The following is a 25,867-nucleotide window of genomic DNA, read 5'->3' as shown; positions in this document are numbered from 1 at the left end:
GGGGTCCGCGGCACGGCTGTGCCCGTGCGGGCGGTGCGCCGGCGGTACGCGGGCGCCCCCGGACACCGCTCGGAAGGCCGTCAGTACAGGGTGACGTCCGAGTCCTGCGCGGCGAGGAAGCCGGGCATCGGCAGGCCCATCGGGCCGGTGGGCGTGAGCTGCATCAGGGTGGCCTTCACCCGGGCCGCGCCCGCACGGTAGGCGGGCTCCTTCACGACCCCGGAGTTGCTCCACGTCCGCACCCGGCCGTCGCAGACGGCACGGGTGCCGCCGATCCCGGCGGAGAGGTTCTGCTGGACGAGGGTGCTGCCGACGAAGACGGGGCCGGCGCTGTCGTCGAAGCAGCGGTAGGTGCCGGAGACGGTGACCGTGCCGTCGTCGGCGACGGTTCCGTACGCGTCGACGGACAGGTCGTCGACCTGCTCCGCGTGGGCGGTGGACGCGGTGGCGGCCATGAGCAGGCTGGTGGCGGCGAGGACGAGACGGAGACGCATGGGCGCGGTCCCTTTCGAAGTGGGGGGAACGTTGCCCGCCAGGGATATCGGATCAAGCCGCCCTATGTCCGAAACTCACCCTTTCGGGGGCGCGTTGGGACCGGACGCGACCGGTCGCGGTCTGGCATACCGTCGTACGGTCATACCTTCCGCTTCCTCAGCAGCGGCCAGACCAGCAGGAGCAGGACGACGGCGTACACGGTGACGGAGAAGGGCGTGTCGACCAGGCCCGTCAGCGCACCGTCGCTGATCTGGAGCGCGCGGCGCAGTTGCTGTTCGGCGGCCGGGCCGAGGATGACGCCGATGACGGCCGGCAGCACGGGCAGTCCGTAGCGCCGCATGCCGAAGCCGACGAGTCCGATGACCAGCAGGATCACAAGGTCGAGCGCCTCGCCGCCCACCGCGTACGCGCCGACGGCGGCGAAGAAGAGGATGCCGGCGTAGAGGTACGGGCGCGGGATGCGCAGCAGCTTCGCCCACACCGGGGCGAGCGGCAGATTCAGCGCGAGCAGCAGGACCATGCCGACGAAGAGTGAGGCGATCAGGCCCCAGACCAGGTCGGGTTCGCGCTCGAAGAGGAGCGGGCCCGGCTGGATCCCGTACTGCTGGAACGCGGCGAGCATGACGGCGGCGACGGCGGTCGTCGGCAGCCCCAGGGTCAGCATGGAGACGAGCGTTCCGGCGGCCGACGCGGAGGCGGCGGACTCCGGCCCCGCGACGCCTTCGATGGCCCCCTTGCCGAACTGGTCCCGGTGCTTCGAGAGCCGCTTCTCCGTGACGTACGAGAGGAAGGTCGGGATCTCCGCGCCGCCGGCCGGGATCGCGCCGAACGGGAACCCGATGAACGGCCCGCGCAGCCAGGCCTTCCAGGTGCGCCGGACATCGTCCTTGCCGAGCCACGGCCGCCCGACCGGGAGCGGCTTGCCCGAGGTGCGGCGCAGATGGGCGGCGACCCAGAGGGCCTCGCCGATCGCGAAGAGACCGACCGCGACGATGACGACGTCGATGCCGTCGGCGAGCTGGAGCGAGCCGAAGGTGAGGCGCTGCTGGCCGGTCATCTGGTCGAGGCCGATCAGGCCGATCGTCAGACCGATGAGGAGCGAGGCGAGGCCGCGGATCCGGGAGGAGCCGAGGACGGAGGTCACCGCGATGAAGGCGAGGACCATGAGGGCGAAGTAGTCGGGCGCGCCGATGTCGACGGCGAGTGCGGCGACGGTCGGGGCGAGCGCGACGAGCAGGAGCGTGCCGATCATGCCGCCCGCGAAGTGGCCGATGGCGGCAGCCGCGAGCGCCTGCGCGCCCCGGCCCGCCTTGGCCATCGGATTGCCCTCGATGGCGGCGACGACGGCGGCGCTCTCGCCGGGGGTGTTGAGCAGGATGGAGGTGGTGGAGCCGCCGAACATGGCGCCGTAGTAGATCCCGGCGAACATGATGAAGGCGCCGGTCGGTTCGAGCCCGTACGTCACCGGGAGCAGCAGGGCGACGGCCATGGCCGGGCCGATGCCGGGCAGGACGCCGATGGCGGTGCCGAGGAGCACGCCGAGCGCGGCCCAGAGCAGGTTCATCGGGGTGAGGGCCGTACCGAAGCCGTCGATGAGCGAGTTCACGGAGTCCATGGTCAGAGCACTCCCATCAGCGGGCCGCCGGGCAGCGGGACTCCGAGCAGGTGGTCGAAGACGAGGTAGGTGAAGAGGGAGAGCCCGGCGGCGATGAGGGGATCGCGGCGGGGGTGGCGGCTGCCCAGCGCGTAGGCCGCGCCCCAGAAGAGCAGGGCGCCGGCGACGGGGAAGCCGACGGGCCCGATGAGGACCGCGAAGGCGAGGAAGACTCCGGCGAGGAGCAGCACCGTGCGCCAGTCGCCCGGCTCGGAGAGGTCGACGTCCTCGCCGCCCTCGGCCTCGCCGCGGCCACCGCGCAGCACGTCGACGGTGAGGAGGACGGCCACGACGAGGAGTCCGACGCCGACGACGATCGGGACGGTCCGCGGGCCGACGGGGCCGCGCTGGGCGACGTCGACGGTCATGGTGAGGGCATCGGTGAGGACGAGGACGCCGATGAGGAGGAGCAGGAGGCCGACACCGAGCTCGGAGCGCTCGCGCAGCCGGCCCTTCCGCGCGGGCGCCGCGGGGGTGTCGGGGGGGCCGGGGGTCTCAGGTGCCTCAGGAGATTCGAGGGTCCCGTGGGTCTCAGGGGCCTCAGGAGTCTCGGGGGCCCCGGGGGCATCGGAAGTCCCGGGGGTGTCGGGGGTCTCGGGGGTGGTCACAGTCCCAGCTCCTTCAGTACGGAGCCGACGCGCCGGTCCTGTTCGGCGAGGAACGCGCCGAAGCGTTCGCCGGGCAGGAAGGCGTCGTTCCAGCCGTTCTTCTTCAGCGACTCCCGCCACTGCGGGGAGGCGTGCAGCTCGCCGACCAGGCCGACGAGCTTCTCCCGCTCCGCCTCGGAGAGGCCGGGCGGGGCGACGATCCCGCGCCAGTTGGTGAACTCGGTATCCAGCCCCGCCTCGCGCAGGGTGGGGGCGTCGAGCCCGGGGACCCGCTGGGCGCCGGTGACGGCGAGGAGGCGCAGTTCGCCGGACTCGATCTGGTCGAGGTACTCGCCGACGCCCGAGACGCCGAAGGCGACCTTGTCGCCGAGGATGGAGGCGAGGAGTTCGCCGCCGCCGTCGAAGGGGACGTAGTTCACGGTCTTCGGCGCGATGCCGGCCGCCTGGGCCATCAGCATCGGGGCCAGGTGGTCGGGACCGCCGGGCGAGGACCCGCCGCCGACGGGCAGCTTGCCCGGATCCTTCTTCCAGGCGGCGAGAAGCTGCTGGATGGTCCGGTACGGGGAGTCCTTCCCGACCACGACGATGTCCTGCTCCTCGGTGAGCCGGGCGATCGGAGTGGTGTCGGCGAGGGTCTTCGGGGTCTTGTTGGTGTGGACGGCTCCGACGACGCCGAGGCCCATGGACATCGCGAGCCGGCCGTTGCCGTGCTCGCCGACGAGCCGGGTGAGGCCGACGGTGCCGCCGGCGCCGGGCAGGTTGAAGACCTCGATGCCGGTGGTGAGACCGGCGTCCTCGGCGTTCTTGGCCACGGTGCGGGCCGTGATGTCGTACCCCCCGCCGGGGGTGTTGGGGACCATGAACCGCAGGCCCGGTATCCGCGTGCCGGTGTCGGAGCCGCTGCCGGGCGTGAGCAGCGGCGGCCCCACGAGCACCAGCAGCGCCGCCCCGAACAGGGCGAGGGGAGTGCGCAGACGCACGTGTGCCGCCTCTCGGTAGGTGGGTGAAGTGGCCCACATGTTGCCCGCGCGTGAGGAAGCTGTCTCCCTTCCGCAATCAACGGACGTTGTGGTCCTTGTGGTCGCGACCTAGCGTGTCGGGGTGACGAAAGTGCTGGTGGTGGACGACGACTTCATGGTCGCGAAGCTGCACAGCCGTTATGTGTCGGCCGTGGACGGTTTCTCCGTCGTGGGTGTCGCGCACAGCGGCGCCGACGCGCTGCGCGCCGCGGACCTGTTGCGTCCCGATCTGGTGCTGCTCGACATCTTCCTGCCCGATATGGACGGGATCAGCGTGCTGCGCGAGCTGCGCGGGGCGGGTCTGGGGGTCGACGCGCTGTTCATCACGGCGGCGCGGGACGCGGGCATGATCCGTTCGGCGCTGCGGGCGGGGGCGTTGCACTATCTGATCAAGCCGTTCAACCAGGCAGCGCTGCAGGAGCAGCTGCGGCACGTGGCGGCGCTGCGCAGCCGCCTTGCGGAGCTCGACGAGGCCCGGCAGGAGGACGTGGACCAGATCTTCGGCGCGCGGCCGCCGGGCTCGCGGGAGCTTCCCAAGGGCCTCGCGGCGCCCACGGCGGAGCTGGTGGACGGCATCCTGCGGGCCCATCCGGAGGGCCTGTCGGCGACGGAGTGCGCGGAGGCGGGCTCGCTGTCCCGGGTCAGCGCCCGGCGCTATCTGGAGTACTTCGCGGAGACCGGCCGCGCGGAGATCACCTTGCGGTACGGGGGCACGGGCCGCCCGGAGCGACGCTACCGCCGCCTGGGCGGCTGACACCGCCCGCGCGACGCCCGGAGCCGACGTCCCGAGCCGACGTCCGCGACCGCCACCCGTACGGCTCCGCGCCCGTAGGCTCCGCACTGGTCCGGCCGCCGTCCCGCACCGGCGTCCCTGGCCGGGAGCACGCACCGGTCCGGCCGCCGTCCCGCCCTGGTCGGGAGCACGCACCGGTCCGGCCGCCGTCCCGCCCGTGCGGTTCACCGCGCCGGGCCGCCCGGTGTCCGGCTCACCGTCCGGCCCAGGGCGGCCACCGCCCGGGCGAAGGCCGGGGCGTCGGCGACGGCCGCCCCGCCGGTGTCGTTGTTGAAGAACGCGTACACCTCGGCCTCGTCCGGCCAGGTCCCGGCGATCCGCCCGGCCCAGGAGGCGAGCGCCTGCCGGCCGTAGCGGGGCGCCGGCCGGGCGAGGCCGGCGTGGAAGCGCACGTACCCCCACGGGGCGGTCCGCCACAGCGGGGTCACCGGGCGTGATCCGCGGTCGGCCCAGCACAGCGCGCTGCCGTGCCGTTCGAGCACCGCCCGCAGCGGGCCCTGCGCCTCCCACCAGGAGGGATGCCGGAGCTCCACGGCGACGCGGACGTCCGCGGGGAAGCACCTCAGGCAGGCGTCCAGCGCGTCGACGTCCTCCCGGAATCGCGCCGGCAGCTGGAGCAGCACGGGCCCCAGCCGGTCGCCGAGCCCGGCCGCGTGGTCCAGGAGCCGGCGCACCGGTTCCTCGGGGTCGTGGAGCCGCTTGAGGTGGGTCAGATAGCGGCTGGCCTTGACCGCCATGACGAAGCCGTCCGGTGTCCGCTCCCGCCAGGAGGCGAAGGTCTCGGCCGTGGGGAGGCGGTAGAAGGCGTTGTTGTTCTCGACGGTCGCGAAGGACCGGGCGTACTCCTCCAGCCACAGCCGCTGCGGGACCCCGGGGGCGTAGAGCGCCCCGCGCCAGTCCCGGTACTGCCACCCCGAGGTTCCCACGCGTACGGGCACGGTCCACCCTCTCGGAAACGGCCGGCTCCACCCTCCGCGGGACGGAACGGCCGGTCTGTCCGTGGTGCCTTCTCCGGTGCTTCCTCCGGCGCTTTCTATCGTGCCGCTTAGGCGCTCCTTAAGTCGACCATAAGGATCCCCCTCACCCGCTCCCAGCAGCCCGTTTCACCGGTGCGGACGGCTAGCTTGCTCACCGACCCCACGTTCCCCCCTCCCGAAGGAGTCGCCCTCATGACCGCTCGCCGTACGGCCGCCACCGCTCTCGTCCTCGGCATCGCGCCGCTCGCGCTGGCGGGTCTCGCCGCCGCCCCGGCCGTCGCGCACGGGTCGATGACGGACCCGGTGAGCCGGGTCTCGGCCTGTTACGCGGAAGGTCCCGAGAGCCCCGACTCCCCCGCGTGCAAGGCGGCGGTGGCGGCGAGCGGGGCGCAGGCGTTCTACGACTGGAACGCGGTGAACATCGCCAACGCCGCCGGCAAGCACCGCGAGCTGATCCCGGACGGCAAGCTGTGCAGCGCCGGCAACGACAAGTACCGGGGCCTCGATCTGGCGCGCGGCGACTGGCCCGCGAGCAAGCTGGACTCCGGGGCGCACACCTTCCGCTACAAGGCGACCGCTCCGCACCGCGGCTCCATCGCGCTGTACGTCACCAAGGACGGGTACGACCCGTCGAAGCCGCTGTCGTGGTCGGACCTGGAGGAGAAGCCGTTCGCGACGGTGACCGACCCGCGGCTCGAGGGCGGGGACTACGTCTTCGGCGGGACCGTCCCGAAGAAGTCCGGCCGGCACCTGATCTACTCGATCTGGCAGCGCTCGGACTCCCCCGAGGCGTTCTACACCTGCTCGGACGTCGTCTTCGGGCAGGACAACGGCGGCGCGGGCGGCGGTCCGGCCCCGACGGCGAGCGCGCCGAGCGAGGAGCAGATCGAGGACGGGAAGGACCAGTCCTCGGTCGAGCACGGCGGGCACGGCGACGACGACGCGGGGACCGGCGCGGGCGAGACCGCGGCGGCGCCGGCCTCGGCAGGGGCCGCGCCGGGCGGGTTCGGTTCCTCCGAGGCCGGGGCCGGAACAGAGGCCGGGACGGAGGCGGGAACGGAGGCCGACGGTTCACGCACCGGGACCGGGGCCGCGCCCGGCGCCTCCGCGCCGAACGCGCCCGCCGCCGCCGGCTCGGGCGAGAACCTCGCCGAGACCGGTGGCGACAGCTCGACTCCGTACATCGCGGTCGGCGGCGCCGCCGTCCTGGCGTTCGGCGCGGCCGTGCTCTTCGCCACGGTCCGCCGCTCGTCGCCGTCGACGGGCCGCCACGGCCGCTGATGCGTCAGCCGACGACCGACAGGCAGGTGGTCGGGGTGGCGCGGGCCGGGTCGAGGGCGTTGGCCACCTCGTGGAACGCGACCCGGTCCAGCGTCCCGATCGCCACGTGCTCGGAGAGGTCGAGGGCGCACTTGTCCTGGATGAGGACGTTGGTGACGTGGGCGCCGTCGAGGAACTGCGAGCGGTACGGGGTCACGACCTGGTCGTACTGGGTGGCGATGACCGTGTAGGTCACGCCCGGCACGGTGTCCCCGCCCTGGTTGAGCTTGGTGAGGAACGGCGAGCCGGCGATCTGGTCGGCGAGACCGGGGGTCTTCTCGTCGATCAGGTCGGCGACGCCGGGGAAGTACGGCAGGAGCCGGGTGAGGCCGAGCAGGGTCGTGCCGTGGTTGTCGGGGGCGATGCCGACGAGCGCGCGGACCTTGTCGGCCCCGCCGAGGAACTTGAGGTAGTAGCGGGGCATCATGCCGCCCTGCGAGTGGCCGACGAGGTCGGCCTCGGCGGCGCCGGTGGCCGCGAGCACCCGGTCCACGTAGGCGTCGAGCTGTTCGGCGGACTTGTCGATCGGTCCGAGGCCGTGGAAGAAGGGCACGTTCGGCAGCTGTCCGTAGTCGAGCGAGAAGACGCAGTACCCGCGGTTGACCAGGTACGGCGCGAGGCCCAGCCAGTTGTCGATCGAGTTCCCGAAGGTGCCGTGGACGAGGACGATCGGGCGGGGGTGGGCGGCGGAGGGCTTGCAGGAGAAGTCGTTCCAGCCCCTGCCCGCGGCGGCCGTGACGGCGGCGGGGGACGCGGTGCCGGACGGGGCGGCCGCCGGGGTGGGGGCGGCGGCCTGGGCGGAGGCGGTGGGTGCGAGGGTGGCGGCGGCGGTCAGCAGTAGGACGGACACGGCTCTGAGGGCGTTTTTCCAGGGCAGCATCGTGCGATCTCCTTGTGGCTCAAGGGAAATCCAGGCGAACGATGACAGCGAGCCCTGCGGTCCGGACCACAAGTGGGGATGCTCTGCTCATGCCAAGCTACGCACGGGTAGCCTTTGCTGGGAAGTTACGCGTCGGTAAAAACTGACCGTTCGTCAGTACGGAGCAACGGCCGGGCCTCAGGCCGCCAGCGAGCCCGGTATGACCGCCCGCGGACCGAACTTCGCCCGCGCCCGGTCGGCCACCGCCTCGAGCCGACGGGCCTTCTCGTCCGCCGGGTCGAAGGTCAGCTGCCGCGCGGCCCCCTCGGCGGGGGCGAGCCCTTCGGCGCGCAGCGCGATCCCCCGCACCCGTGCGCGCTGCAGTCCGAACGACGCGTGGATCGTGTACACGAGGTCGGCGAGCGCCGCCGTGTGGGCGGTCGGTTCGCGCAGGGTGCGGGTACGGCTGCTGGTGGACCGGTCCGCGTACCGCACGGTGACCGCCAGGGAGCGGCACACCTGGCCCTCCGTCCGCATCCGGGCACCCAGCTCCCCGGCGAGCGAGAGCAGCGCCCTGCGCTGGGCCGACGGGTCCAACTCGTCATGGGGGAAGGAGTGTTCGGCCGCCATCGAGCGGGAGGCGGCGTTCGGTACGACCGGCGTGCGGTCGACGCCCCGCGCCCGCTCCGCCAGTTCGCGCCCCGCCTTCGCGCCCACCAGCCGCTGGAGCACGGCGAGCGGCGCGTCCGCGACCCGTCCGATGGAGTCGAGTCCGTAGGCGCAGAGGGTACGGGCGGTGGTGCGGCCGACCCCGTCGAGCGCGACGACCGGGCGGTCCCGCAGGAAGCGCTCGGGGTCCTCCACGACCAGGGTGACGCCCGGGCGGGCCTCCCGGGCCGCCATCCGGGCCAGCATCGGGTTGGGCCCGGCGCCGACGACGCAGTCGACGCCGTACAGGGCGAGCGCCCTGACCCGTATCACCGAGGCCAGCTCCGCCGGGCTCCAGCCGAAGTAGCGCAGCGCGCCGCGGACGTCGGCGAGCAGGGTGTCGGGCGGGGCGGCCTCGACGACCGGGGTGAACTCGCCGACCAGGGCGAGCAGGCGCGGAAGCATCGCCTCGTACAGGGGCTCCAGCCGGAACCGTACGCAGAGGATCATCCCGCGCTCCCCGGACTGCTGTGCCACAGCTTGCGGCGCGGCGGGGTCACCGCGCCGTCGCCGGCGGGCCGGAGGTCCGCCCACGGGTTCATCTCGAACCCGGTGGACATCCTGATCCGGCGGCCGCTGTCACCGCCCTTGCCCTGGCCGTCGCCCTGGCTCTGTCCCTGACCCTTCCCCTGGCCGTCGCCCTGGCTCTTCCCCTGGCCGTCGCCGTTCCCGTCACCGTCGCCGTCGCCGTCGCCGTCGCGGCGGGAGGAGGGCCCGCCGTCACCGTTCCCGTCGCCATAGGAGGGCGGGGGCTCCGCGAGCCGCTCCCCCACCGCCTCCAGACCGCCGGCCGCCCGCAGCTCCGCCAGTTCGGCGAGGTTCCACGCCGCGGACCCGACCACGCTGAGACTGCGCGGGCCGCGCCGCTGCACCACGCCGCGGACGAGCAGCAGCCAGGAGTGGAAGACGGTGTGCGCGCAGGCCTCGTGGGAGTCGTCGAAGAAGGCGAGGTCGACCAGGCCCGTGCCGTCGTCGAGCGTGCTGAAGATGACGCGCCTGCCGGAACGGATCGGCGGGGTCTGGGTGGCCGCCTTGGCGCCCGCGACCAGGACCGTCTCCCCGTGCCGGGCCTCGCGCAGCCGTTTGGCGGAGACCACGCCGAGTTCGCGCAGGAGGACGTGGTGGTCGCCCATGAGATGGCGGGAGGCGTCCATGCCGAGGACGCCCAGCTCGGCGCTGAGCCGCTCCGACTCGTCCAGGTCGGGCAGGCCGACGGGGGCGGTCTTCATGCCCTGGGCGAGCGGGAGCTGACCGCCGTAGGAGGCGGCTCCCCGCTGGGTCCGGTGGAGTTCGGTCAGATGCAGCAGCAGATCGCGGCGGTTGGCACCGAAGGCGTCCAACGCGCCCACCTGCGCGAGCCGTTCGGCCACCGGCTTGCGCGGCCGGGCCCGCTCCCAGAAGTCGAGCAGCGAGGCGTAGGGCTGCCCGGCCTCGATGCGCGCGCTCTCCGCCTCGCTGATGCCGTGGACGTCGGAGAGGGCGAGCCGGAGGCCCCACACCTTCGGTGATTCAGACACCAGTTCGATACGGTGGCCGACGGCGGACGCGTTCACGTCCAGGGGCAGCACCGGCACCCCGCGCCGCCGCGCGTCCGCGAGCAGCAGCCGCTTCGGGTACATCCCCGGGTCGTGGGTGAGCAGCCCGGCGTAGAAGGCCGCCGGGTGGTGCGTCTTGAGCCAGGCCGACTGGTACGTCGGCACGGCGAAGGCCACCGCGTGCGCCTTGCAGAAGCCGTACGAACCGAAGGCTTCCACGATCTCCCAGGTGCGGGCGATCGTCTCGTAGTCGTACCCCCGCCGCTCGGCCCGCTGGGCGAACCAGATCCTGATCCGGCCCTGCGACTCGGGGTGCGAGAGCCCGCGCCGCACCTGGTCGGCCTCGCCCCGGCCGCAGCCGGTCATGATCCGTACGATCTCGATGATCTGCTCGTGGAAGACGACCACGCCGTACGTGTCCTTCAGCGCGTCCTCCAGGTCCGGATGCGGGTAGCGGGCGGGGGCCCGGCCGTGACGGGCCTCGATGAAGGGGCGGACCATGTCGGCGGCGACCGGCCCGGGCCGGAAGAGGGAGATGTCGACGACGAGGTCGTGGAAGGTGGCGGGCTGGAGCCGGCCGACCAGATCGCGCTGGCCTGGCGACTCGATCTGGAAGCAGCCGAGGGTCTCGGTGGACTGGATGAGCCGGTACGTCTTCGGGTCGCCCGGCGGCACCCGCTCCGGGTCGTCGAGGTCGATCCGCTCGCCCGTGGTCCGCTCGATCTCGGTGACGGCGTGGGCCATGGCGGACTGCATCCGCACCCCGAGGACGTCGAGCTTGAGCAGCCCGAGGTCCTCCACGTCCTCCTTGTCGAACTGGGACATGGGCAGACCCTCGCCGCTGGTGGGCATGACGGGGGTACGGGTGAGCAGCGAGGCGTCCGAGAGCAGCACCCCGCACGGGTGCATCGCGACGCCGCGCGGCAGCTTGTCGAGGGCCTCGACCAGCTCCCAGAGCCTGCCGTAGCGCTCCTTCTCCCCGGCGAGGGCGCGCAGCTCGGGCAGTTCGTCGAGGGCGGCGAGCGCGTCGCGGGACCGGATGTGCGGGAACGCCTTGGCGAGCCGGTCGATCTCGGCGGGGTCCATGGACAGGGCCGCGCCGACGTCCCGGATCGCGTGGCGGACCCGGTAGGTCTCGGGCATGGCGACGGTGGCGACCCGCTCGGTGCCGAAGCGGTCGATGATCGCGCGGTAGACCTCCAGACGGCGGGCGGACTCCACGTCGACGTCGATGTCGGGCAGGGCGGTGCGGTTCTTGGAGAGGAAGCGCTCCATCAGCAGCCCGTGCTCGACGGGGTCGGCCTGGGCGATGCCGAGGAGGTGGTTGACGAGGGAACCGGCGCCGGAGCCCCGGGCGGCGACCCGGATCCCCATCCTTTTGACGTCGTCCACCACCTGGGCGACCGTCAGGAAGTAGGTGGCGAAGCCGTGGTGGGCGATGATGTCCAGCTCGCGGTGCATCCGGTCCCAGTAGGCGCGGCGCCCGTCGTAGCCGCGCAGCACCATGCCGGCGGCGGCCCGGGAGGCGAGGACGCGCTGGGCGGCGCGGTGCTCGGCGCCGACGAGGTACGGCTCCGGGAAGTGGGCGGACCCGATGCCGAGGTCGTCCTCGGGGTCGAGCAGGCAGTCGGCGGCGACGGCCCGGGTCTGTTCGAGCAGCCGGTGGGCGGTGTCGCGGCGGAAGCCCGCGGCCTCGACGACCCGCTCGGCGGCGGCCGCCATGGCGTCGGCGTCCTTGAGCCAGGCCTCGCCGCTGTCGAGTTCCTTGCGGGGGTCGACGGGGACGAGGCGGCGGGCGGAGTCGAGGACGTCGGCGACGGGCCCCTGGCCGGGGTCGGCGTAGCGGACGTCGTTGCCGAGGACCGGGCGGACGCCCTGCTCGGCGGCGAAGCCGACGGTACGGGCGGCGAGCCGCAGCGAGCCGGGGCCCGTACCGGACCGGCCGTGGTGGACGGCCTCCAGGCGCAGCGCGTCGCCGTACCGCTCGCGCCAGGGGGCGAGCAGCCGGGCGGCCCGGTCGGGGCGGCCGGCCGCGAGGGCGCGGCCGACGTCGGAGGCGGGGCCGAGGAGCACGGTGAGACCGTCGCCGTGGTTGGCGTCCCAGGGCAGCAGGGGCTGGGGCTGCGCTGCGCCGGCCGCGTGGGCCGCGGTGATCATCCGGCAGAGCGCGGCCCAGCCCTCCCGGGAGCGGGCGAGGAAGACGGCGCGGGGCGCGGACTCGTCCACGAAGGCGCCTCCGCGCACGGGGACGCGCCGCGCGGAGGTCCCGTCACCGCGCACCGGCCAGGCGGCGGACCCGGCGGGGGCGGTACCGGCGCGGCGGCCGGGGACGCCGGCGCCGTCCGGGCCGAGGCCGTGGGGGCCGTGGGAGCCGTGGGAGCCGTAGCCCGTGCCACCGGAGCCCGCGTACCCGTTCCGGCCGGGGCCGGTCGGGGCGGGTCCGTCGAGCGCGAGGTCGGCGCCGAAGAGCGGACGTACCCCCGCCTCCGCGCAGGCCTTCGCGAAGCGGACCACGCCCGCGACGGTGTCACGGTCGGTGAGGGCGAGGGCGTCCATCCCGCGCTCGGCGGCGCGCTCGGCCAGCCGCTCGGGGTGCGAGCCGCCGTAGCGCAGGGAGAAGCCCGACGCGGTGTGCAGATGCGTGAACCCCGGCATGCGCACCTCCCGCATCGATTCGTACGTACGTTCCCACCCCCCTCGTCTTCACCATAGACCATTTCGAACGTGCGTACGATACGTCGGGCGCACCGCTCCCCGTCATCCGTTCGGACCCAGCCCACCTGCGGGAACGCCCGGCTCCCCGGAGCGTGGGGGCATGAGTCTCGCCGAGGAACTGAAGAGCGCCGTCACCCCGCGAGCCGCCCTGCTCGTCGTCGGGGTGCTCGCCCTCCAGCTGCTGTTCATCGCCTCGTACGTCGGGGCTCTGCACAACCCGAAACCGAAGGACGTGCCCTTCGGCGTGGTCGGGCCCCAGCAGGTCTCCGCCCAGCTCATCGGGCGCCTGGAGCGGCTTCCGGGCAAACCCCTTGATCCACGGACGGTCACGGACCAGGCCGAGGCCCGGAAGCAGATCATGAACCGGGAGATCGACGGCGCCCTGGTGGTGAACCCCGCCGGCACCACCGACACCCTGCTGGTCGCCTCCGGCGGCGGCACGGTGCTCTCCTCCGCCCTTGACGCGCTCTTCACCCGGGTCGAGGCGGCCGAACGACGCACGCTCAGGACCGTCGACATCGCCCCGGCCTCGAAGCAGGACTTCGACGGCCTCTCGGCCTTCTACCTGGCCGTCGGATGGTGCGTCGGCGGCTACATCTGTGCCGCGATCCTCGCCATCAGCGCGGGCTCCCGCCCCGCGAACCGCGAGCGCGCGCTCATCCGGCTCGGCGTCCTCGCGCTCTACTCGGTCCTCGGCGGGCTCGGCGGCGCGGTGATCGTCGGCCCGATCCTCGGCGCCCTGCCGGGCAGCGTGGCGGCCCTGTGGGGTCTGGGCGCCCTGGTCGTCTTCGCCGTCGGCGCGGCCACCCTGGCCCTGCAGTGCCTCTTCGGCATCGTCGGCATCGGCCTGGCGATCCTGCTGATCGTGATCGCGGGCAACCCCAGTGCGGGCGGTGCCTTCCCGCTGCCGATGCTGCCCCCGTTCTGGAGCGCGATCGGCCCGGCCCTGCCTCCGGGCGCGGGCACCTGGGTGGCGCGTTCGATCGCGTACTTCAAGGGCAACGACGTCACCGGTCCGCTCCTGGTCCTCTCGGCGTGGGCGGTCGTCGGCAGCGTGATCACGCTGGTGATGTCCTCCCTGAAACGGAAGCCGGAGGCGGAGCGCGTCGCGGGCGAGCGGGCGAGGTGAGCCGACCGGGCCCCGGGACGTGACCGGGCCCCGGGGACGTGACCGGGCCCCGACCCCCTCGCACTCGGGGGGCCGGGGCCCGGTCGCGTATCGGTGTTCCTATCCCCTGCCGGGGATCAAGCCGCCTGGCATCAGCCGAAGGCCTTGATGCCGTTCCAGTTGACCGACAGCACCGTCTTGACGGGTGCGTTGGTGTTGGTCTTGGACGGGTGGTAGATCTTGATCGTTCCGTCGGCGGTCGTCCGGGTCCAGATGTCCGGGATCCCGTCCCCGCTCACGTCCGGGATGCCGATGGCGGTGTTCACGTTGACCTCGGTCCAGCTGGTGCCGTACTGGACGTCACCGTTGAGCGAGTTGGCCGCGACCATCAGCGAGTTGAGGTCCACGCTGCCGGCCCCGCCGGCGCCGGGCTTGCCGTGGCGGACGTACATGTTGCCGTTGTCGAGATTGCGCCACAGCAGGTCGGGCGTGCCGTCGATGTTGATGTCCGCGAGGTTGACGATGTCGCGGCGCTCCCAGGCGTCGGCGTTCATCAGGGTCGCCGTCTGGAAGGTGGCGCCGGTGTAGCCGGACAGGACCCAGAAGGAGACACCGGCCCGCAGGACCAGGTCGGCCTTCTTGTCGCCGGTGATGTCGCCGACGGCCTTCAGTTGCGTCCAGGTGGAGGGCGCGGGCGTGTTCGACGGCAGCTTGATCTTGAGCCGCTCGCCGACGTCGAAGGTGCCGTAGCCGTCGCCCGGGTAGAGCCAGAAGCCGCCGTCGGGCGTCCGCGCGAACAGGTCGGTGGAGCCGTCGCCGGGGTAGGCGTCGCTGTGGTGGGCGATCAGGGCCGCCTTGCCGGTGGCCGGATCGAACCAGTGCCCCTTGGGGTGCAGGGCCACGGTGCCGTCGGCGCCCTTGCCGTACGAGCCGGCCAGACCGGCGTACAGCTCCCCGCCGGGCCCACCCGGGTAGGAGAACAGGTTGCCGTTGGCGTCGATGACGAGCAGGTCGGCGATGCCGTCGCCGCCGACGTCACCGGGGCCGTCGGCCGTGTCGCGCGGCGGCACGTAGAAGGCGTAGTCGGTCCGGGCGCTGACGTTGCCGTTCGCGTCCAGGGCGAAGATGTGCAGCCAGTTCGGGCCCGCGTGCGGGGGCTTGAGCGCCGGGTCCGTGAAGGCGCCGTTGACGGCGGGCACGTCCGGGTAGTACATGCCCTCGAAGCCGTACCGGAACTTCGCCGCGCCTTCGGAGCGGAAGGTGATGGAACCGGTCCCGCCGAACTTCACCGACGCCCAGGTCGCGCCGTCGGAGGTGGCCCGCTTGAACGGGGTGGTCTCCTCGTCGACGGTGGGCTGCGGGGGTGAGGTCGGGTCGATCGTGATGCGGCACGGCTCGGTGGTGTTCGGCGGGAAGTACGTGGACACGGCACCGACCTGGTCGATGGCGTGGACGTCCCACGAGTAGGACGTGTTGGCCGTGATGTCCTTGATCAACGGGTCCGTGGCGGCGATGATCCGCTGGGCGGTGCCGCTGGAGTTCGGGGTGATGTCGACCGGGGCCGGGACCGTGCCGCCGGTCTTCCAGAAGCGGAACCGCAGCTTGGAGAGGTTCCCGTCGCCGTCCTTGGCGTTGGCCGACAGGGTGATGTTGGTCTTGCCGATGGTCACACCCGCACCCGGACCGGGCACACAAGACCCACCAGGGGTGCTGGTACCGGCGGTGGGCTCACTCGGGGGACGTTGTAGTCGACCTCGAGGGTGGCGGAGGTGGCGCGGAACTTGCGCCAGGTCTGGGTGTCGCCCTCGCTGGTGGCGCGCATGCCGAAGGTGATGTTCGACCAGCCGTTGTCGGCGCCCTTCTGGGCGGCGGCCTTGACGTTGGCGTTGTCGAACGCCTCGTAAGCGTCCCCGCAGGAGGTGGACCAGCCGTGGGCGAAGGACTTCGACTGCAGGTGGGTGGACCAGGACGGCTGCGCGTTCCAGGTCGTGCCCGTGGAGATCGAACCGGTCAGGTAGAACTTGAACTCACGGTCCGTGCAGGACCAGGAGTGGTTGTTCAGCACCTTGTACGACGCCCGCGTGACGGTGGCGCCCTTGATCTTCGGATCGAACTTCATCCGCCAGAAGGAACGGCCCAGGCCGCCGGTGTCGCTCTCGTAGCCCACGCGGGCGTCGGAGGTGCCGGAGGAGAAGTTCGTACCGTTCCAGAAGCTGCTGTTGGGGTACTTGCGGTAGGCGGTGGTCCACGCCTGCCAGGCGGCGTTCATCGTCGGGTCGACGAACAGCGGGAACTTCACGCCGGGCTTGGTGAACAGACCCGTCTCGGCCACGTTCAGCGACAGCCGGGCGGTGCCGGTCTTGTCACCGTCGAGCGAGACCGGGAGCTGGGCGGAGTGGGCGCCGGGCTCGATACCGGTCAGACCGGACAGCTTCAGCACATCGGTGGGGCTGGCCACGGACGTACGCGGGGCGCTCTCGGGCGCTTCCGGGTCCTGACCGCTGGAGTCCCACGCGAAGGGGGTAGGAATCGAGGCGACTTCCTTGCCCGCCTTGTCCAGGACGAGGACGCGGCCCTTGGGGGCGTCCAGCTGGAAGGTGGCCGTCGTGGACTGGAGCCCGTACGCGACCGACTTCAGCGCCTCCTGCTTCGCCGCTTCCGGAGTCTTCACGATGAGGAGCTGGGCGACACCGCCTTCCTCACGCACGACCAGGAGCAGGTCGACACCGGGAAGAACTTCGGAGTAGAGGGCGCGGGGGCCGTCGAGGACCGGCTCGGGCAGCGCGCCCGGCCAGGTGTAGGCGACGGTGTGGCCGGCAACGTCCATCTCGGCGAGGACGGTCTGACCGGGCTGCGGGGCACGGGCGAAGGAACGGTCCGCACGCGACGCGTCCTTGCTGCCGCTCGAGAAGCGAACCGGGACGGCGGCGTTGACGGGGCGTACTCCCAACCCGTCGGCGGCGCTCCCGGCCCGCGTGAGGGTGTTGTCGATCGGCGCCCACTCGCCGTCGGCGTTCTTCGCCCGCTGCGGAGCCGCGCTCATCTGCGTGCGCATCTGGCCGCTGGGCAGCGCCCACGTCTGCTCGGTCGCGGTGGTCGCCGTGTCGACGAGCACCTGCTTCCGTGTGCGCTTGGCCTCGGCGACGGCAGCGGACTCGTCACGCGGACCGGTCGACGCCGGCTTGGCGTCGGTGGCCTTGTTGCCCTGGGCAACAGGCGGGGTCTGAGGCTGCCACCAGGGAAGCAGTGCGGTGGTCAGAGCGGCCAGAACGAGGCCGAGGGTCAGGGACAGCCTCGTGCGCGTGCGCACGAAGGGGCTGAGTAGTCGAGAGGGCGGCGCGGACACAGTGGTCAACTCCCGTGGAAACAAGGCGGACAGGGGCAGCACGGACACCCCGTACGGCAGACCACGGGGCACAAGGCGCGCACACGATCACACGCGACGCACAGGCCGTCCACACATTTGAAATTTATGAATCCGTTATGCACCCGAAGAAACCGTCGACCGGCTCGCCAATTCCGTCGCCCTTGCGGCTTTCGTGGGTCGCGTACGGCCCGAACGACCCCGAACACACGATCCACCTGAATGGTCGTCATTGACCGGTACTGAGGCGAACTGCGGCGTGAGCCACCTCACTTGACGGCGTCTCAAGCCGTGTCATCGATCTTGAGCGTAGGGCCTCGATGACGGAGAGTTCGCACGCACGTGCCTGCCGCAGCCGCGTGCTTTTGGTGTTTTCCACACCATTCTCCGTTGTCTGAATTTCCTGGGTGGGAGTCGACGCAATGCGTTCTTCAGGTCCACCGTCATGGCTGGGGCGGGGACGCCTAGCCGTGACGGAGTCACAAAGACGGCGCCGGCGGTTGAGCCGCACGGCGACTGTCCTTTTGTTGTCCTCGATGCTGACGGTGACGAGCCTCAGTACGCAGGCGTTGGCGATCCCCGGCGACGGCATGAGCCGCGAGGAGCAGACCGCGCAGGTCGACCTCCCGGACATTCCGAAGAGCACCGAACTCGACGGTGACGAGACGGCGCAGAAGGCGCTGACCACGGCTCCTGAGGTGCCGGTCACGCCGTACGTGCCGAAGAACGTCACCCCGTGGGTGGCCGATCTCGGCAAGGCGACGCTGACCGCGACCAGCGAGCCCGGGGCCACTGTCCCGGTGTCACAGAACCTGCCGATCGCCATCGGCGTTCCCGAGGGTGGGGACCCGGCGGCTCTCGCGGGCGAGTGGAGTGTCGACCTCAAGCCGGTCGAGGCGTCGCAGGACGCGGGCGTCTCCGGCATGATCATGAAGGTCACGCCTCCGGCGACGGCCGACCCGGCCGCGCAGGTCGCGCTGACCGTCGACACCACCGGCTTCGAGGACCTCTACGGTCCGCAGGCGGCTCAGCGTTTCGGTCTGACGCTGCTGCCGGAGTGCGTGTACTCGGACCCGACCGCGGGTGAGTGTGCCGACGACGGCACCTCCACCATGGCCGGCAAGGACGAGGGCGTCGGCTTCGAGCGTCTGAACAGCTCGATGGAGGAGGTGGCGGCCAAGGACGCCCCCACCAAGACCACCGCGGCGAAGGACGCCAAGACCCGCAAGGTCCTGACCGGCACGATCCCGGTCGCGAAGCTCCTGGAAGAGGGAAGCACCGGCGCTTCGGCCCGGAAGGCTTCCTTCTCTGCTGCGGGTACGGAGACCGGCGGCAACGCGGTCGGCATGCTCGACACCGGCTCGTCGGTGCAGGGTGACTTCACCGCTTCCCCGCTGCTGTCGTCCGGCGCCTGGTCGGCCGGCTCCTCCTCCGGTGCGTTCACGTACAACTACCAGGTGCAGGTGCCGGAGACCGCCGGCGGCCTGATGCCGAAGATCGGCCTGGGCTATTCGTCCCAGTCGGTCGACGGCCGGACATCGGCGACGAACAACCAGGCCTCCTGGATCGGTGACGGCTGGGACTACAACGCGGGCTCCATTACCCGTACGTACGCCAACTGCCGTCAGGACTCCAAGCGCGCCGGCTCGAACAACGCGACCCACAAGACCGCGGACCAGTGCTACGGCTCGGAGAACGCCACCCTCAGCCTCGGCGGGATGACCACCGAGCTGGTGTGGGACGCGGCCAAGGGCACCTGGTTCACCGCTAACGGTGACGGCTCGAAGATCGAGCGGCTCAAGGACACGTCCAAGGACCCGCGCTCGGGCATGAAGGACGCGGACGGCGAGTACTGGGTCGTCACGACCAAGGACGGGACGAAGTACCACTTCGGCCTGAACAAGCTCCCGGGCTGGTCGGACAACGGCACCGCCGCCGACGACCCCTACACCGACTCGGTGCTGGCCGTCCCGGTGTACGGCAACCACGCGGGCGAGCCGTGCTACAAGGCCGGTGACTGGAAGAACTCCTTCTGCAACCAGGCCTGGCGCTGGAACCTCGACTACGTCGAGGACATCCACGGCAACGCCATGTCGCTGTGGTGGAAGCGCGACCTGAACTACTACGCGCGGAACTTCAACTTCAAGGCCCCGGTCGAGTACCACCGCGACGGCTACCTGACGCACATCGACTACGGCCAGCGCAAGGACAGCATCTTCTCCGCCCCGGCTCCGGCGCGCGTGAACTTCTCCGTCGAGGAGCGCTGCTTCACCGAAGGCACGCTGACCTGTATCGAGGACAACTTCAAGTCGAAGGACATGGGCAAGTACCGCATCTGGTACGACACCCCGGCCGACCTCCGCTGCGCGCCAGTCACCTCCACCTACAAGCAGAAGTGCTGGAACGCGGGCCCGACCTTCTGGACGCGCAAGCGCCTGGACAAGATCACCACCACCGCACAGCGCAAGGCGGGAGACCCCGCGCGTCAAGCTGTGGACGAGTACAAGCTGAACCAGAACTTCGCCTCGCTGAAGACCGGCCCGAACACGGCCCTGTGGCTGGAATCGGTCCAGCGGACTGGCTTCGCCCGTAACGGCGCCACCGACGCCAGCGTCACGCTGAACACGGTCAGGTTCGAGTCCAACGCCGAGGACATGCCCAACCGGGTCAAGGCGTTCAACCCGCAGCGTCCGGGCTTCTCCCGCCTGCGTATCGCCCGTGTCATCAACGAGTACGGCGGCGAGACCTTCGTCACCTACAAGCCGATCGAGGGCCAGTGCGCCACCGGCACCGGCCTGCCGACGAAGGCGGACACGACCGCACTGAAGGCGAACAACCGCCTGTGCTACCCCTCGTATTGGAACCCGGACCCCGAGGTCGAGGACATCGACTGGTTCCACAAGTACGTGGTCGAGTCGATCGAAGAGCTCCCGAACGTCGCCGGCTCGTACGGAACGAAGACGTTCTACGAGTACAAGAACGCCGGCTGGAAGCTCGCCGACCAGGAGTTCACCAAGAAGTCCACGCGCACGTACTCCCAGTTCGCGGGCTTCGAGCAGACCACCGTCCTGACCGGCCCCAAGCCGTCGGACGCGGACAGCGGCGAAGGCTCCACGGGCGAGAACACCCCCGGCGTCGACGCACCTCAGACCAAGGCCGTCACCCGCTACTACCGCGGCATGGGCGACACCGTCCCGGTCAAGGACGTCCACGGCGTCGAGATCGCCAAGGACAAGGAGCCGTTCGCCGGCCGGATAGCGGAGGAGTTGACCTACTCCAACGCCACGGACGCGGACACCGACTGGCTCTCCCGCTCCAGCACCAAGCTGGAGGCCACCGAGCTCGGCAAGCGGGACCGCGAGGACGGCCTGACCGACCTCAAGGCCTGGCGCGTCACCGAGCCGGAGGAGATCGCTTACACCAAGTCCTCGGGAACGGGTGACGACACCCGCACCCTGCGCGAGGTCCGCACCAAGACCACGTACGAGGGCACTCACGGTCTCCCCACACTCGTCGAGTCGCTCGGCGACACCGGCAAGACCGGCGACGAGTCATGCACCAAGACGGAGTACCTGCACAGCACGGCCAGGAACATCATCGGCCTGTCCAAGCAGGTCCTCGTCTCACCGACAACCTGCGCGAGCGCGAATTTCGCCGACCTGTCGACCCTGGTCGACGCGAATCGCACCAGTTACGACGGCACCGCCTACGGCACCGCGCTCGCCGACACCACCCGTGGTCTCGCCACCGAGTCGTGGTCGCTGAACGGTGCCGGGACCGACTTCCAGACGGACGGCACCAAGGGCTTCGACGCCATCGGCCGTGTGACCCGTGAAACCGACCCGGACGGCAAGCTGTCCACGATCACCTTCGACCCGCCCGCGGGCCAGGTATTCAAGGTCACCCAGTCGAACTCGCTGGGTCACACCCAAATCCAGGAACTGGAACCCGGGCGCGCCACCACGCTCAAGACCACGGATGTCAACGGGCACGTCAGCCAGGCTGTCTACGACCCGCTGGGCCGCCTCGCCGAGGCCTGGGCCCCCGGACGCACCCCGTCCTCCTCGTCGGTCCCCGACTTCCGTGCCGTCTACACGATCCCGAAGCCGGAGGTCGACCCGGAAGACCCGGACCGCGAGATCCGCAAGCCTCCGTACGTCTCCACGTATGCCCGTGGCTACGAGGATCGGATCGAGACCTCCGTCACCCTCTACGACGGACTCGGCCGTGAGCGGCAGTCGCAGGAGGAGGCAGACGGCGGCGGCCGTCTGATCACCGACACGCTGTACAACAGCGCCGGCGAGGTCTGGCAGACCAACAACGCCTACCTCAACGCGGGCGCTCCGACCGGTGAGCTGTTCACGCCGCTCGCCGACACCGCGATCCCGAACATCACCCGCTACGCCTACGACGGTCTCGGCCGCGTAGTCGAGGAGATGCCGGTCCTCAAGGTCGTGCCTCCGGGTACCACCGAAGCCGTCTCGCGGCCGGTGCCGGAGAAGGCGATCCGCTACGAGTACGGCCCGGACTGGTCGAAAGTGATCCACCCGCAGGGTGATTCGTCCTACCGCGTCTTCACCGACGCCCTCGGTCGTACCGTCCGCACCGACACGATGAACCCGGCGGCACCCGACGGGTACACGTCGACGCGCTACCAGTACGACACGCGTGGTCAGTTGGCGAAGGCGACCAGTTCCGCCGACACCACTCACCCGTGGTCGTGGACGTACGACCACCGCGGCCGGATGGCGACCTCCACCGACCCCGACACAGGCACCACGCGCACCGAGTACGACCACCGTGACCGCGTCCTCACGAGCACCAACGCGCGCGGCGTCAAGGTCTGGAACGGCTACGACGAGCTGTCGCGGCCGAAGCAGCAGCGCCTCAACGGCTCCACCGGCACCCTGCTGGCGGACTTCACCTACGACACCGTCAGCGGCGGTAAGGGCATGCCTGCCTCCGCCACTCGCTACACCGACGGCCTTGCGTACACCCAGAAGGTCAACGGCTACACCAAGGACTACGATCCGACCTCGACCACGCTGAGCCTGCCGCAGTCGCTCGCCGACACGTGGGGCCTGGCCAAGGACTACACCTACGGCTACACGTACTCCGACAACGGCATGCTGGACGAGGCGACTCTTCCCGCCGCCGGCAAGTTCGCGGCCGAGAAAATGGTGGTCCGTTACAACAAGGACGGTCTGCCGCTCTCCCTCTCGGGCAAGGACTGGTACGGATCCGAGATCGTCTACTCGCCGTACGGCCAGATCATGCGCTCCACCCTGGGCGCGCAGCCGTACCGGGTCTGGACACAGAACTCGTACGACGAGTCCACCGGCGAGCTCAAGGAGCAGTCGGTCTATCGCGAGCAGAACACCCCCGGCCTGGTCGGCGGGAACCTGGTCTCCAACAGGGGGTACACGTACGACCCGGCCGGTAACGTCACAGGCATCCGTGAGCACGCGGTCGGGATCGAAGAGCGTCAGTGCTTCACCTATGACCCGCTGGGCCAGCTGAAGACGGCCTGGACCTCCAAGGACCAGACGGCCTGTACCACTCCGAAGAACACCGACGGCACACTCAACGTGGCGGCGGGCAAGGACAACTCCGGCTACTGGCAGGAGTACGAGTACGACCTGTTGGGCAACCGCAAGAAGCTGGTCGAGAAGGACCTGACCGGCAATACGGCGAAGGACGCCACGAGCACCTACGCCTACGGCAAGGCTGACGGATCCCAGCCGCACACCCTCAGCAAGGTCTCCAAGACCTACACCACCCCCGAGGGTGCGCAGGTCATGGCCGAGGCGGAGCGGCTGTACGAGCTGACCGGTGAGACCAAGTCCGTCACTTCCCTCCAGAACGGCGACAAGCAGTCCCTGTCCTGGACCTACGACGGCAAGGTCGATCGCATCACGGGCCAGGGCACCGGTGGCAAGACCCCGTACGTGGGTCTCGCCGACAAGTGCCTCGACCTCAAGTCCGGCCTCGCGGTCGCGAGCCAGGCCATCCAGCTCTACCAGTGCAACAGCACTGTGGCGCAGAACTGGCACTTCGACCCGGCCCCCGGCCAAGCGGACGCGAACCTGGGCGCCCTCGAGGTGTACGACAGCTGGTGCATCCAGCCGGCCGCCAACACCGCGGGCTCGGCCGTCCAGCTGCAGAAGTGCAACGGCACCACCGCCCAGCAGCTCAAGCGGAGTGCGTCCGGGCAGCTGACCCACGTCGCCTCCGGCCTGTGCGTGGCTGTCCAGGGCGCGGCGAGCGCGAACGCGACGCCGATCGTGCTGGCTACCTGCGACGCCGCTTCGACGGCGCAGCAGTGGCTGCCGCAGAACGACACCCGTCACATCTACGGCCCCACCGGTGAGCGCCTGCTGACCATCCAGGGCAAGCAGGCCACCCTGGATCTGGGCGAAGCCCAGGTGACCGTTCAGCAGGGCGGAGTCCTGGTCCGCAGCGAACGCACCTACACGGTGCCCGGCGGCGCCGTGCTTCGGTACGCCAACGGCACCGGCGGTGAGGCGCTGGTGGCCCTGGCCTCGGATCACCAGGGCAGCGCCTTCGTAGAGGTCGCTCTGGGCAGCGGCCAGCCGGTCCGCGTCCGCAAGCAGGACCCCTTCGGAAACCAGCGCGGCGCCGACACCGCGGGCCAGAACTTCCAGACGCACCAGGGCTTCCTGGGCAAGATCAGGGACGACGCCTCCGGCTTCCAGCCGCTGGGCGCCCGTCTCTACGACCCTGTCGTCGGTCGCTTCCTGTCCGCCGACCCGTTGATGGACCTGAACGACCCGCTGCAGTCGAACGGGTACGCCTACGCGCACAACAACCCGGTCACGCACTCCGACCCGACCGGTCTGGCCATCACCCTGACCGCGTCGGAGAAGGCGGCGGCCCTCGCGGGCGCGGGCCTGTCGGCGGCGCAGGTCGCGCAGGCGCAGTCCACCATGGGCAAGTCCCTGACCTCGGTCATCCTGTCGGCGGCCTGGGGTGCGCTGAAGGACTTCATCGGCATCAACGACGCCATGGCCTGCTTCGGCGGTGACATGTGGTCGTGCGGCAGCCTGATCGTCGGGGCCATCCCGTGGACCAAGCTCGGCAAGATCCCGTCCGTCCTGAAGGCCGTCAGCCGCACCATCGACGCCATCCAGGCGTTCAAGAAGGCGAAGGCGGCAGCCGAGCTCGTGCTCAAGGCCGCCAAGGCCGCCGAGGCCGCGGCTTTGAAGGCCAAGAAGGCCGCGATCGAGAAAGCCAAGAAGGAAGCCGCGCAAAGAGCCAAGAAGAAGGCCGCCGAGCAAGCGAAGAGGAAGGCCGACGCGGCAGCCGCCGCGAAGAAGAAGACGGGTAACCCCGTCCAGAAGAAGGCCCAGGTCAAGGCGGCCCCCAAGGCCTCGTCCCAGCCCAAGCGCTCGGGAGGCGGCAAGGTCAGCCTCTCCAAGCCGGGCGGCAAATCCGGTGGTTCCTCCCGCAGCAAGGGCGGATCCAGCGGCAGCGGTGGTTCCGGCAAGGCCGAGGAAGGAGGAGGCGGCGGCTCCTGCTCGATTGCCAACAGCTTCGTGCCGGGCACGAAGGTCCTGATGGCGGACGGCTCCACCAAGCCGATCGAGAAGGTCAAGGCCGGCGACAAGGTCAAGGCGACGGACCCGAAGACCGGGGAGACCCGGATCGAGACGGTCACGGCGGAGATCAAGGGCCAGGGCCTCAAGCGTCTCGTCACCGTCACCATCGACATCGACGGCAAGAAGGGATCCAAGACGGCCAAGGTCACCGCGACCGACGGCCACCCCTTCTGGGTCCCCGAGCTCGGCGAGTGGATCGACGCCACTGACCTGAAGTCGGGTGAACGGCTTCGGACCAGTGCCGGTTCCGACGTCCGGGTCACCGCGGTCCAGCGCTGGACCACTCAGGGCGCCACGGTGTACAACCTGACGGTCTCCAACCTGCACACGTACTACGTGCTGGCGGAGAACACGCCCCTGCTGGTGCACAACGCGTGCGGCGAAGCCGATCACGCGGAAGAGTGCTACTGCAACTGGGGTGAGCCGGTCGTCCCGCGTACCGACGCCCCCGACCCGGGCTCGTCCTGGGACAGTGCGCCCAACTCCGGGAACTCCGGAACGACGACCCGCGATGTCCACGGCTCGGATCGCACCGCAATGCGGGGCGTTGACGTCAACAACGTGTGGCAGAACGGGACGATGTTCAATCAAACCGATGGTCAAATCGTCAAGGTTCTGGACAACGGAAACGGTACATTTGACATCGTGGTGCGGGACATGAGCAATCCCAGCGGCGCGCCCACCACTGTCATGAAGGACGCGACGCAGAACTACGTCAACAACCAGACCCGAAGTGGGCGGTGGTCGTGACCGACGAGCGAGCTGCTTGGACCGGCGTCGTGAGCGAGCGGCTCAGATGCTGCATCTGCGGGCAGTCGACCGACGATGCGTCGGACTACGTCCTCATCGAGATGACCGCACCCTCCGCCGAGACGCGGCAGTGGTTCGGTGCCCACGCCGAGCATGTGAACGGAGTACTCGCGGAAGGGTTTCAGGTCGAGGTGCACATGATGTGATCCTCGGCGTGAGCGCCCGGAAGGTTTCTGACGCTCTCCTCAGCTGAACGACCAGCAGCGCTGCCCACCGGACACCGTTCGGTGGGCAGCGCTGTTTCCGTCGTCACCGCCCCGCATGGGGACGTGCCCATCCCGGA

At 70.7% G+C, this 25,867-nt stretch carries 15 protein-coding genes; 5 read left to right on the top strand and 10 right to left on the bottom strand.

Annotated elements, in window-relative coordinates; genetic code table 11:
- Window positions 1–80: 80 nt before the first annotated feature.
- The 4 genes from ACFZBD_RS27730 to ACFZBD_RS27715 form a co-directional block, all read right to left on the bottom strand.
- Window positions 81–494 (bottom strand): DUF6299 family protein, encoded by a 414-nt coding sequence (locus ACFZBD_RS27730; protein ID WP_391144550.1) that lies wholly within the window; start codon window positions 492–494, stop codon window positions 81–83.
- A gap of 140 nt (window positions 495–634) precedes the next feature.
- Window positions 635–2,110, bottom strand: coding sequence for a tripartite tricarboxylate transporter permease (locus tag ACFZBD_RS27725; protein ID WP_391144548.1), 1,476 nt, complete (start codon window positions 2,108–2,110; stop codon window positions 635–637).
- A 2-nt stretch (window positions 2,111–2,112) separates the two neighbouring features.
- A complete protein-coding gene (locus tag ACFZBD_RS27720; RefSeq protein WP_391144546.1) occupies window positions 2,113–2,757 on the bottom strand; it encodes a tripartite tricarboxylate transporter TctB family protein in 645 nt (214 codons plus the stop codon).
- Window positions 2,754–3,737, bottom strand: coding sequence for a tripartite tricarboxylate transporter substrate-binding protein (locus ACFZBD_RS27715; RefSeq protein WP_391144543.1), 984 nt, complete (start codon window positions 3,735–3,737; stop codon window positions 2,754–2,756). Before ACFZBD_RS27715 ends, ACFZBD_RS27720 begins: the two co-directional genes overlap by 4 nt.
- Window positions 3,738–3,858: 121 nt before the next feature.
- On the opposite strand from ACFZBD_RS27715, the gene ACFZBD_RS27710 reads away from it, so the two are divergent.
- A complete protein-coding gene (locus tag ACFZBD_RS27710; RefSeq protein ID WP_391144540.1) occupies window positions 3,859–4,530 on the top strand; it encodes a response regulator in 672 nt (223 codons plus the stop codon).
- A 203-nt stretch (window positions 4,531–4,733) separates the two neighbouring features.
- On the opposite strand, the gene ACFZBD_RS27705 is transcribed toward ACFZBD_RS27710, so the two are convergent.
- On the bottom strand, window positions 4,734–5,507 hold the full coding sequence (locus ACFZBD_RS27705; RefSeq protein ID WP_391144537.1) for a DUF72 domain-containing protein: 774 nt from the start codon (window positions 5,505–5,507) through the stop codon (window positions 4,734–4,736).
- 231 nt (window positions 5,508–5,738) lie between these two features.
- On the opposite strand from ACFZBD_RS27705, the gene ACFZBD_RS27700 reads away from it, so the two are divergent.
- Entirely contained in the window at window positions 5,739–6,827 is a 1,089-nt protein-coding gene (locus ACFZBD_RS27700) for a lytic polysaccharide monooxygenase (protein WP_391144535.1), read from the top strand.
- A 4-nt stretch (window positions 6,828–6,831) separates the two neighbouring features.
- On the opposite strand, the gene ACFZBD_RS27695 is transcribed toward ACFZBD_RS27700, so the two are convergent.
- From ACFZBD_RS27695 to ACFZBD_RS27685, 3 genes are all read right to left on the bottom strand, one after another.
- Entirely contained in the window at window positions 6,832–7,746 is a 915-nt protein-coding gene (locus ACFZBD_RS27695; protein WP_391144532.1) for an alpha/beta fold hydrolase, read from the bottom strand.
- 177 nt (window positions 7,747–7,923) lie between these two features.
- Window positions 7,924–8,883 (bottom strand): hypothetical protein, encoded by a 960-nt coding sequence (locus tag ACFZBD_RS27690; RefSeq protein ID WP_391144529.1) that lies wholly within the window; start codon window positions 8,881–8,883, stop codon window positions 7,924–7,926.
- Window positions 8,880–12,623, bottom strand: a complete 3,744-nt coding sequence (locus ACFZBD_RS27685) for a DNA polymerase III subunit alpha (protein WP_391144526.1) — start codon at window positions 12,621–12,623, stop codon at window positions 8,880–8,882. Before ACFZBD_RS27685 ends, ACFZBD_RS27690 begins: the two co-directional genes overlap by 4 nt.
- Before the next feature lie 160 nt (window positions 12,624–12,783).
- Here ACFZBD_RS27685 and ACFZBD_RS27680 point away from each other — a divergent pair, with 160 nt between their 5' ends.
- On the top strand, window positions 12,784–13,812 hold the full coding sequence (locus tag ACFZBD_RS27680) for a DUF3533 domain-containing protein (protein WP_391144525.1): 1,029 nt from the start codon (window positions 12,784–12,786) through the stop codon (window positions 13,810–13,812).
- A gap of 131 nt (window positions 13,813–13,943) precedes the next feature.
- On the opposite strand, the gene ACFZBD_RS27675 is transcribed toward ACFZBD_RS27680, so the two are convergent.
- Both ACFZBD_RS27675 and ACFZBD_RS27670 read right to left on the bottom strand, forming a co-directional pair.
- Complete coding sequence (locus ACFZBD_RS27675; protein WP_391144522.1) at window positions 13,944–15,461, bottom strand: hypothetical protein; 1,518 nt, start codon at window positions 15,459–15,461, stop codon at window positions 13,944–13,946.
- The gene (locus ACFZBD_RS27670) at window positions 15,458–17,101 is read right to left on the bottom strand and encodes a hypothetical protein (RefSeq protein WP_391144519.1); all 1,644 of its coding nucleotides are present in this window, start codon (window positions 17,099–17,101) and stop codon (window positions 15,458–15,460) included. Before ACFZBD_RS27670 ends, ACFZBD_RS27675 begins: the two co-directional genes overlap by 4 nt.
- A gap of 590 nt (window positions 17,102–17,691) precedes the next feature.
- On the opposite strand from ACFZBD_RS27670, the gene ACFZBD_RS27665 reads away from it, so the two are divergent.
- Window positions 17,692–25,524: a ricin-type beta-trefoil lectin domain protein gene (locus ACFZBD_RS27665; protein WP_391145316.1), complete on the top strand. Its 7,833-nt coding sequence runs from the start codon at window positions 17,692–17,694 to the stop codon at window positions 25,522–25,524.
- A complete protein-coding gene (locus tag ACFZBD_RS27660; protein ID WP_391144516.1) occupies window positions 25,521–25,730 on the top strand; it encodes a hypothetical protein in 210 nt (69 codons plus the stop codon). The genes ACFZBD_RS27665 and ACFZBD_RS27660 overlap by 4 nt, the downstream gene beginning before the upstream one ends.
- Window positions 25,731–25,867 lie beyond the last annotated feature (137 nt).

It is taken from the genome of Streptomyces sp. NPDC008121, assembly GCF_042957155.1.
Lineage (GTDB): Bacteria > Actinomycetota > Actinomycetes > Streptomycetales > Streptomycetaceae > Streptomyces.
Note: the sequence above shows the minus strand (reverse complement) of the source record. Positions and strands in the feature narration are given on the sequence as shown.

What these genes read in the sequence shown, in the direction of transcription:
- ACFZBD_RS27730 (WP_391144550.1), bottom strand. Translation starts at nt 494, where the DNA reads ATGCGTCTCCGTCTCGTCCTCGCCGCCACCAGCCTGCTCATGGCCGCC.
- ACFZBD_RS27725 (WP_391144548.1), bottom strand. Translation starts at nt 2,110, where the DNA reads ATGGACTCCGTGAACTCGCTCATCGACGGCTTCGGTACGGCCCTCACC.
- ACFZBD_RS27700 (WP_391144535.1), top strand. Translation starts at nt 5,739, where the DNA reads ATGACCGCTCGCCGTACGGCCGCCACCGCTCTCGTCCTCGGCATCGCG.
- ACFZBD_RS27695 (WP_391144532.1), bottom strand. Translation starts at nt 7,746, where the DNA reads ATGCTGCCCTGGAAAAACGCCCTCAGAGCCGTGTCCGTCCTACTGCTG.
- ACFZBD_RS27690 (WP_391144529.1), bottom strand. Translation starts at nt 8,883, where the DNA reads ATGATCCTCTGCGTACGGTTCCGGCTGGAGCCCCTGTACGAGGCGATG.
- ACFZBD_RS27685 (WP_391144526.1), bottom strand. Translation starts at nt 12,623, where the DNA reads ATGCCGGGGTTCACGCATCTGCACACCGCGTCGGGCTTCTCCCTGCGC.
- ACFZBD_RS27680 (WP_391144525.1), top strand. Translation starts at nt 12,784, where the DNA reads ATGAGTCTCGCCGAGGAACTGAAGAGCGCCGTCACCCCGCGAGCCGCC.
- ACFZBD_RS27665 (WP_391145316.1), top strand. Translation starts at nt 17,692, where the DNA reads ATGCTGACGGTGACGAGCCTCAGTACGCAGGCGTTGGCGATCCCCGGC.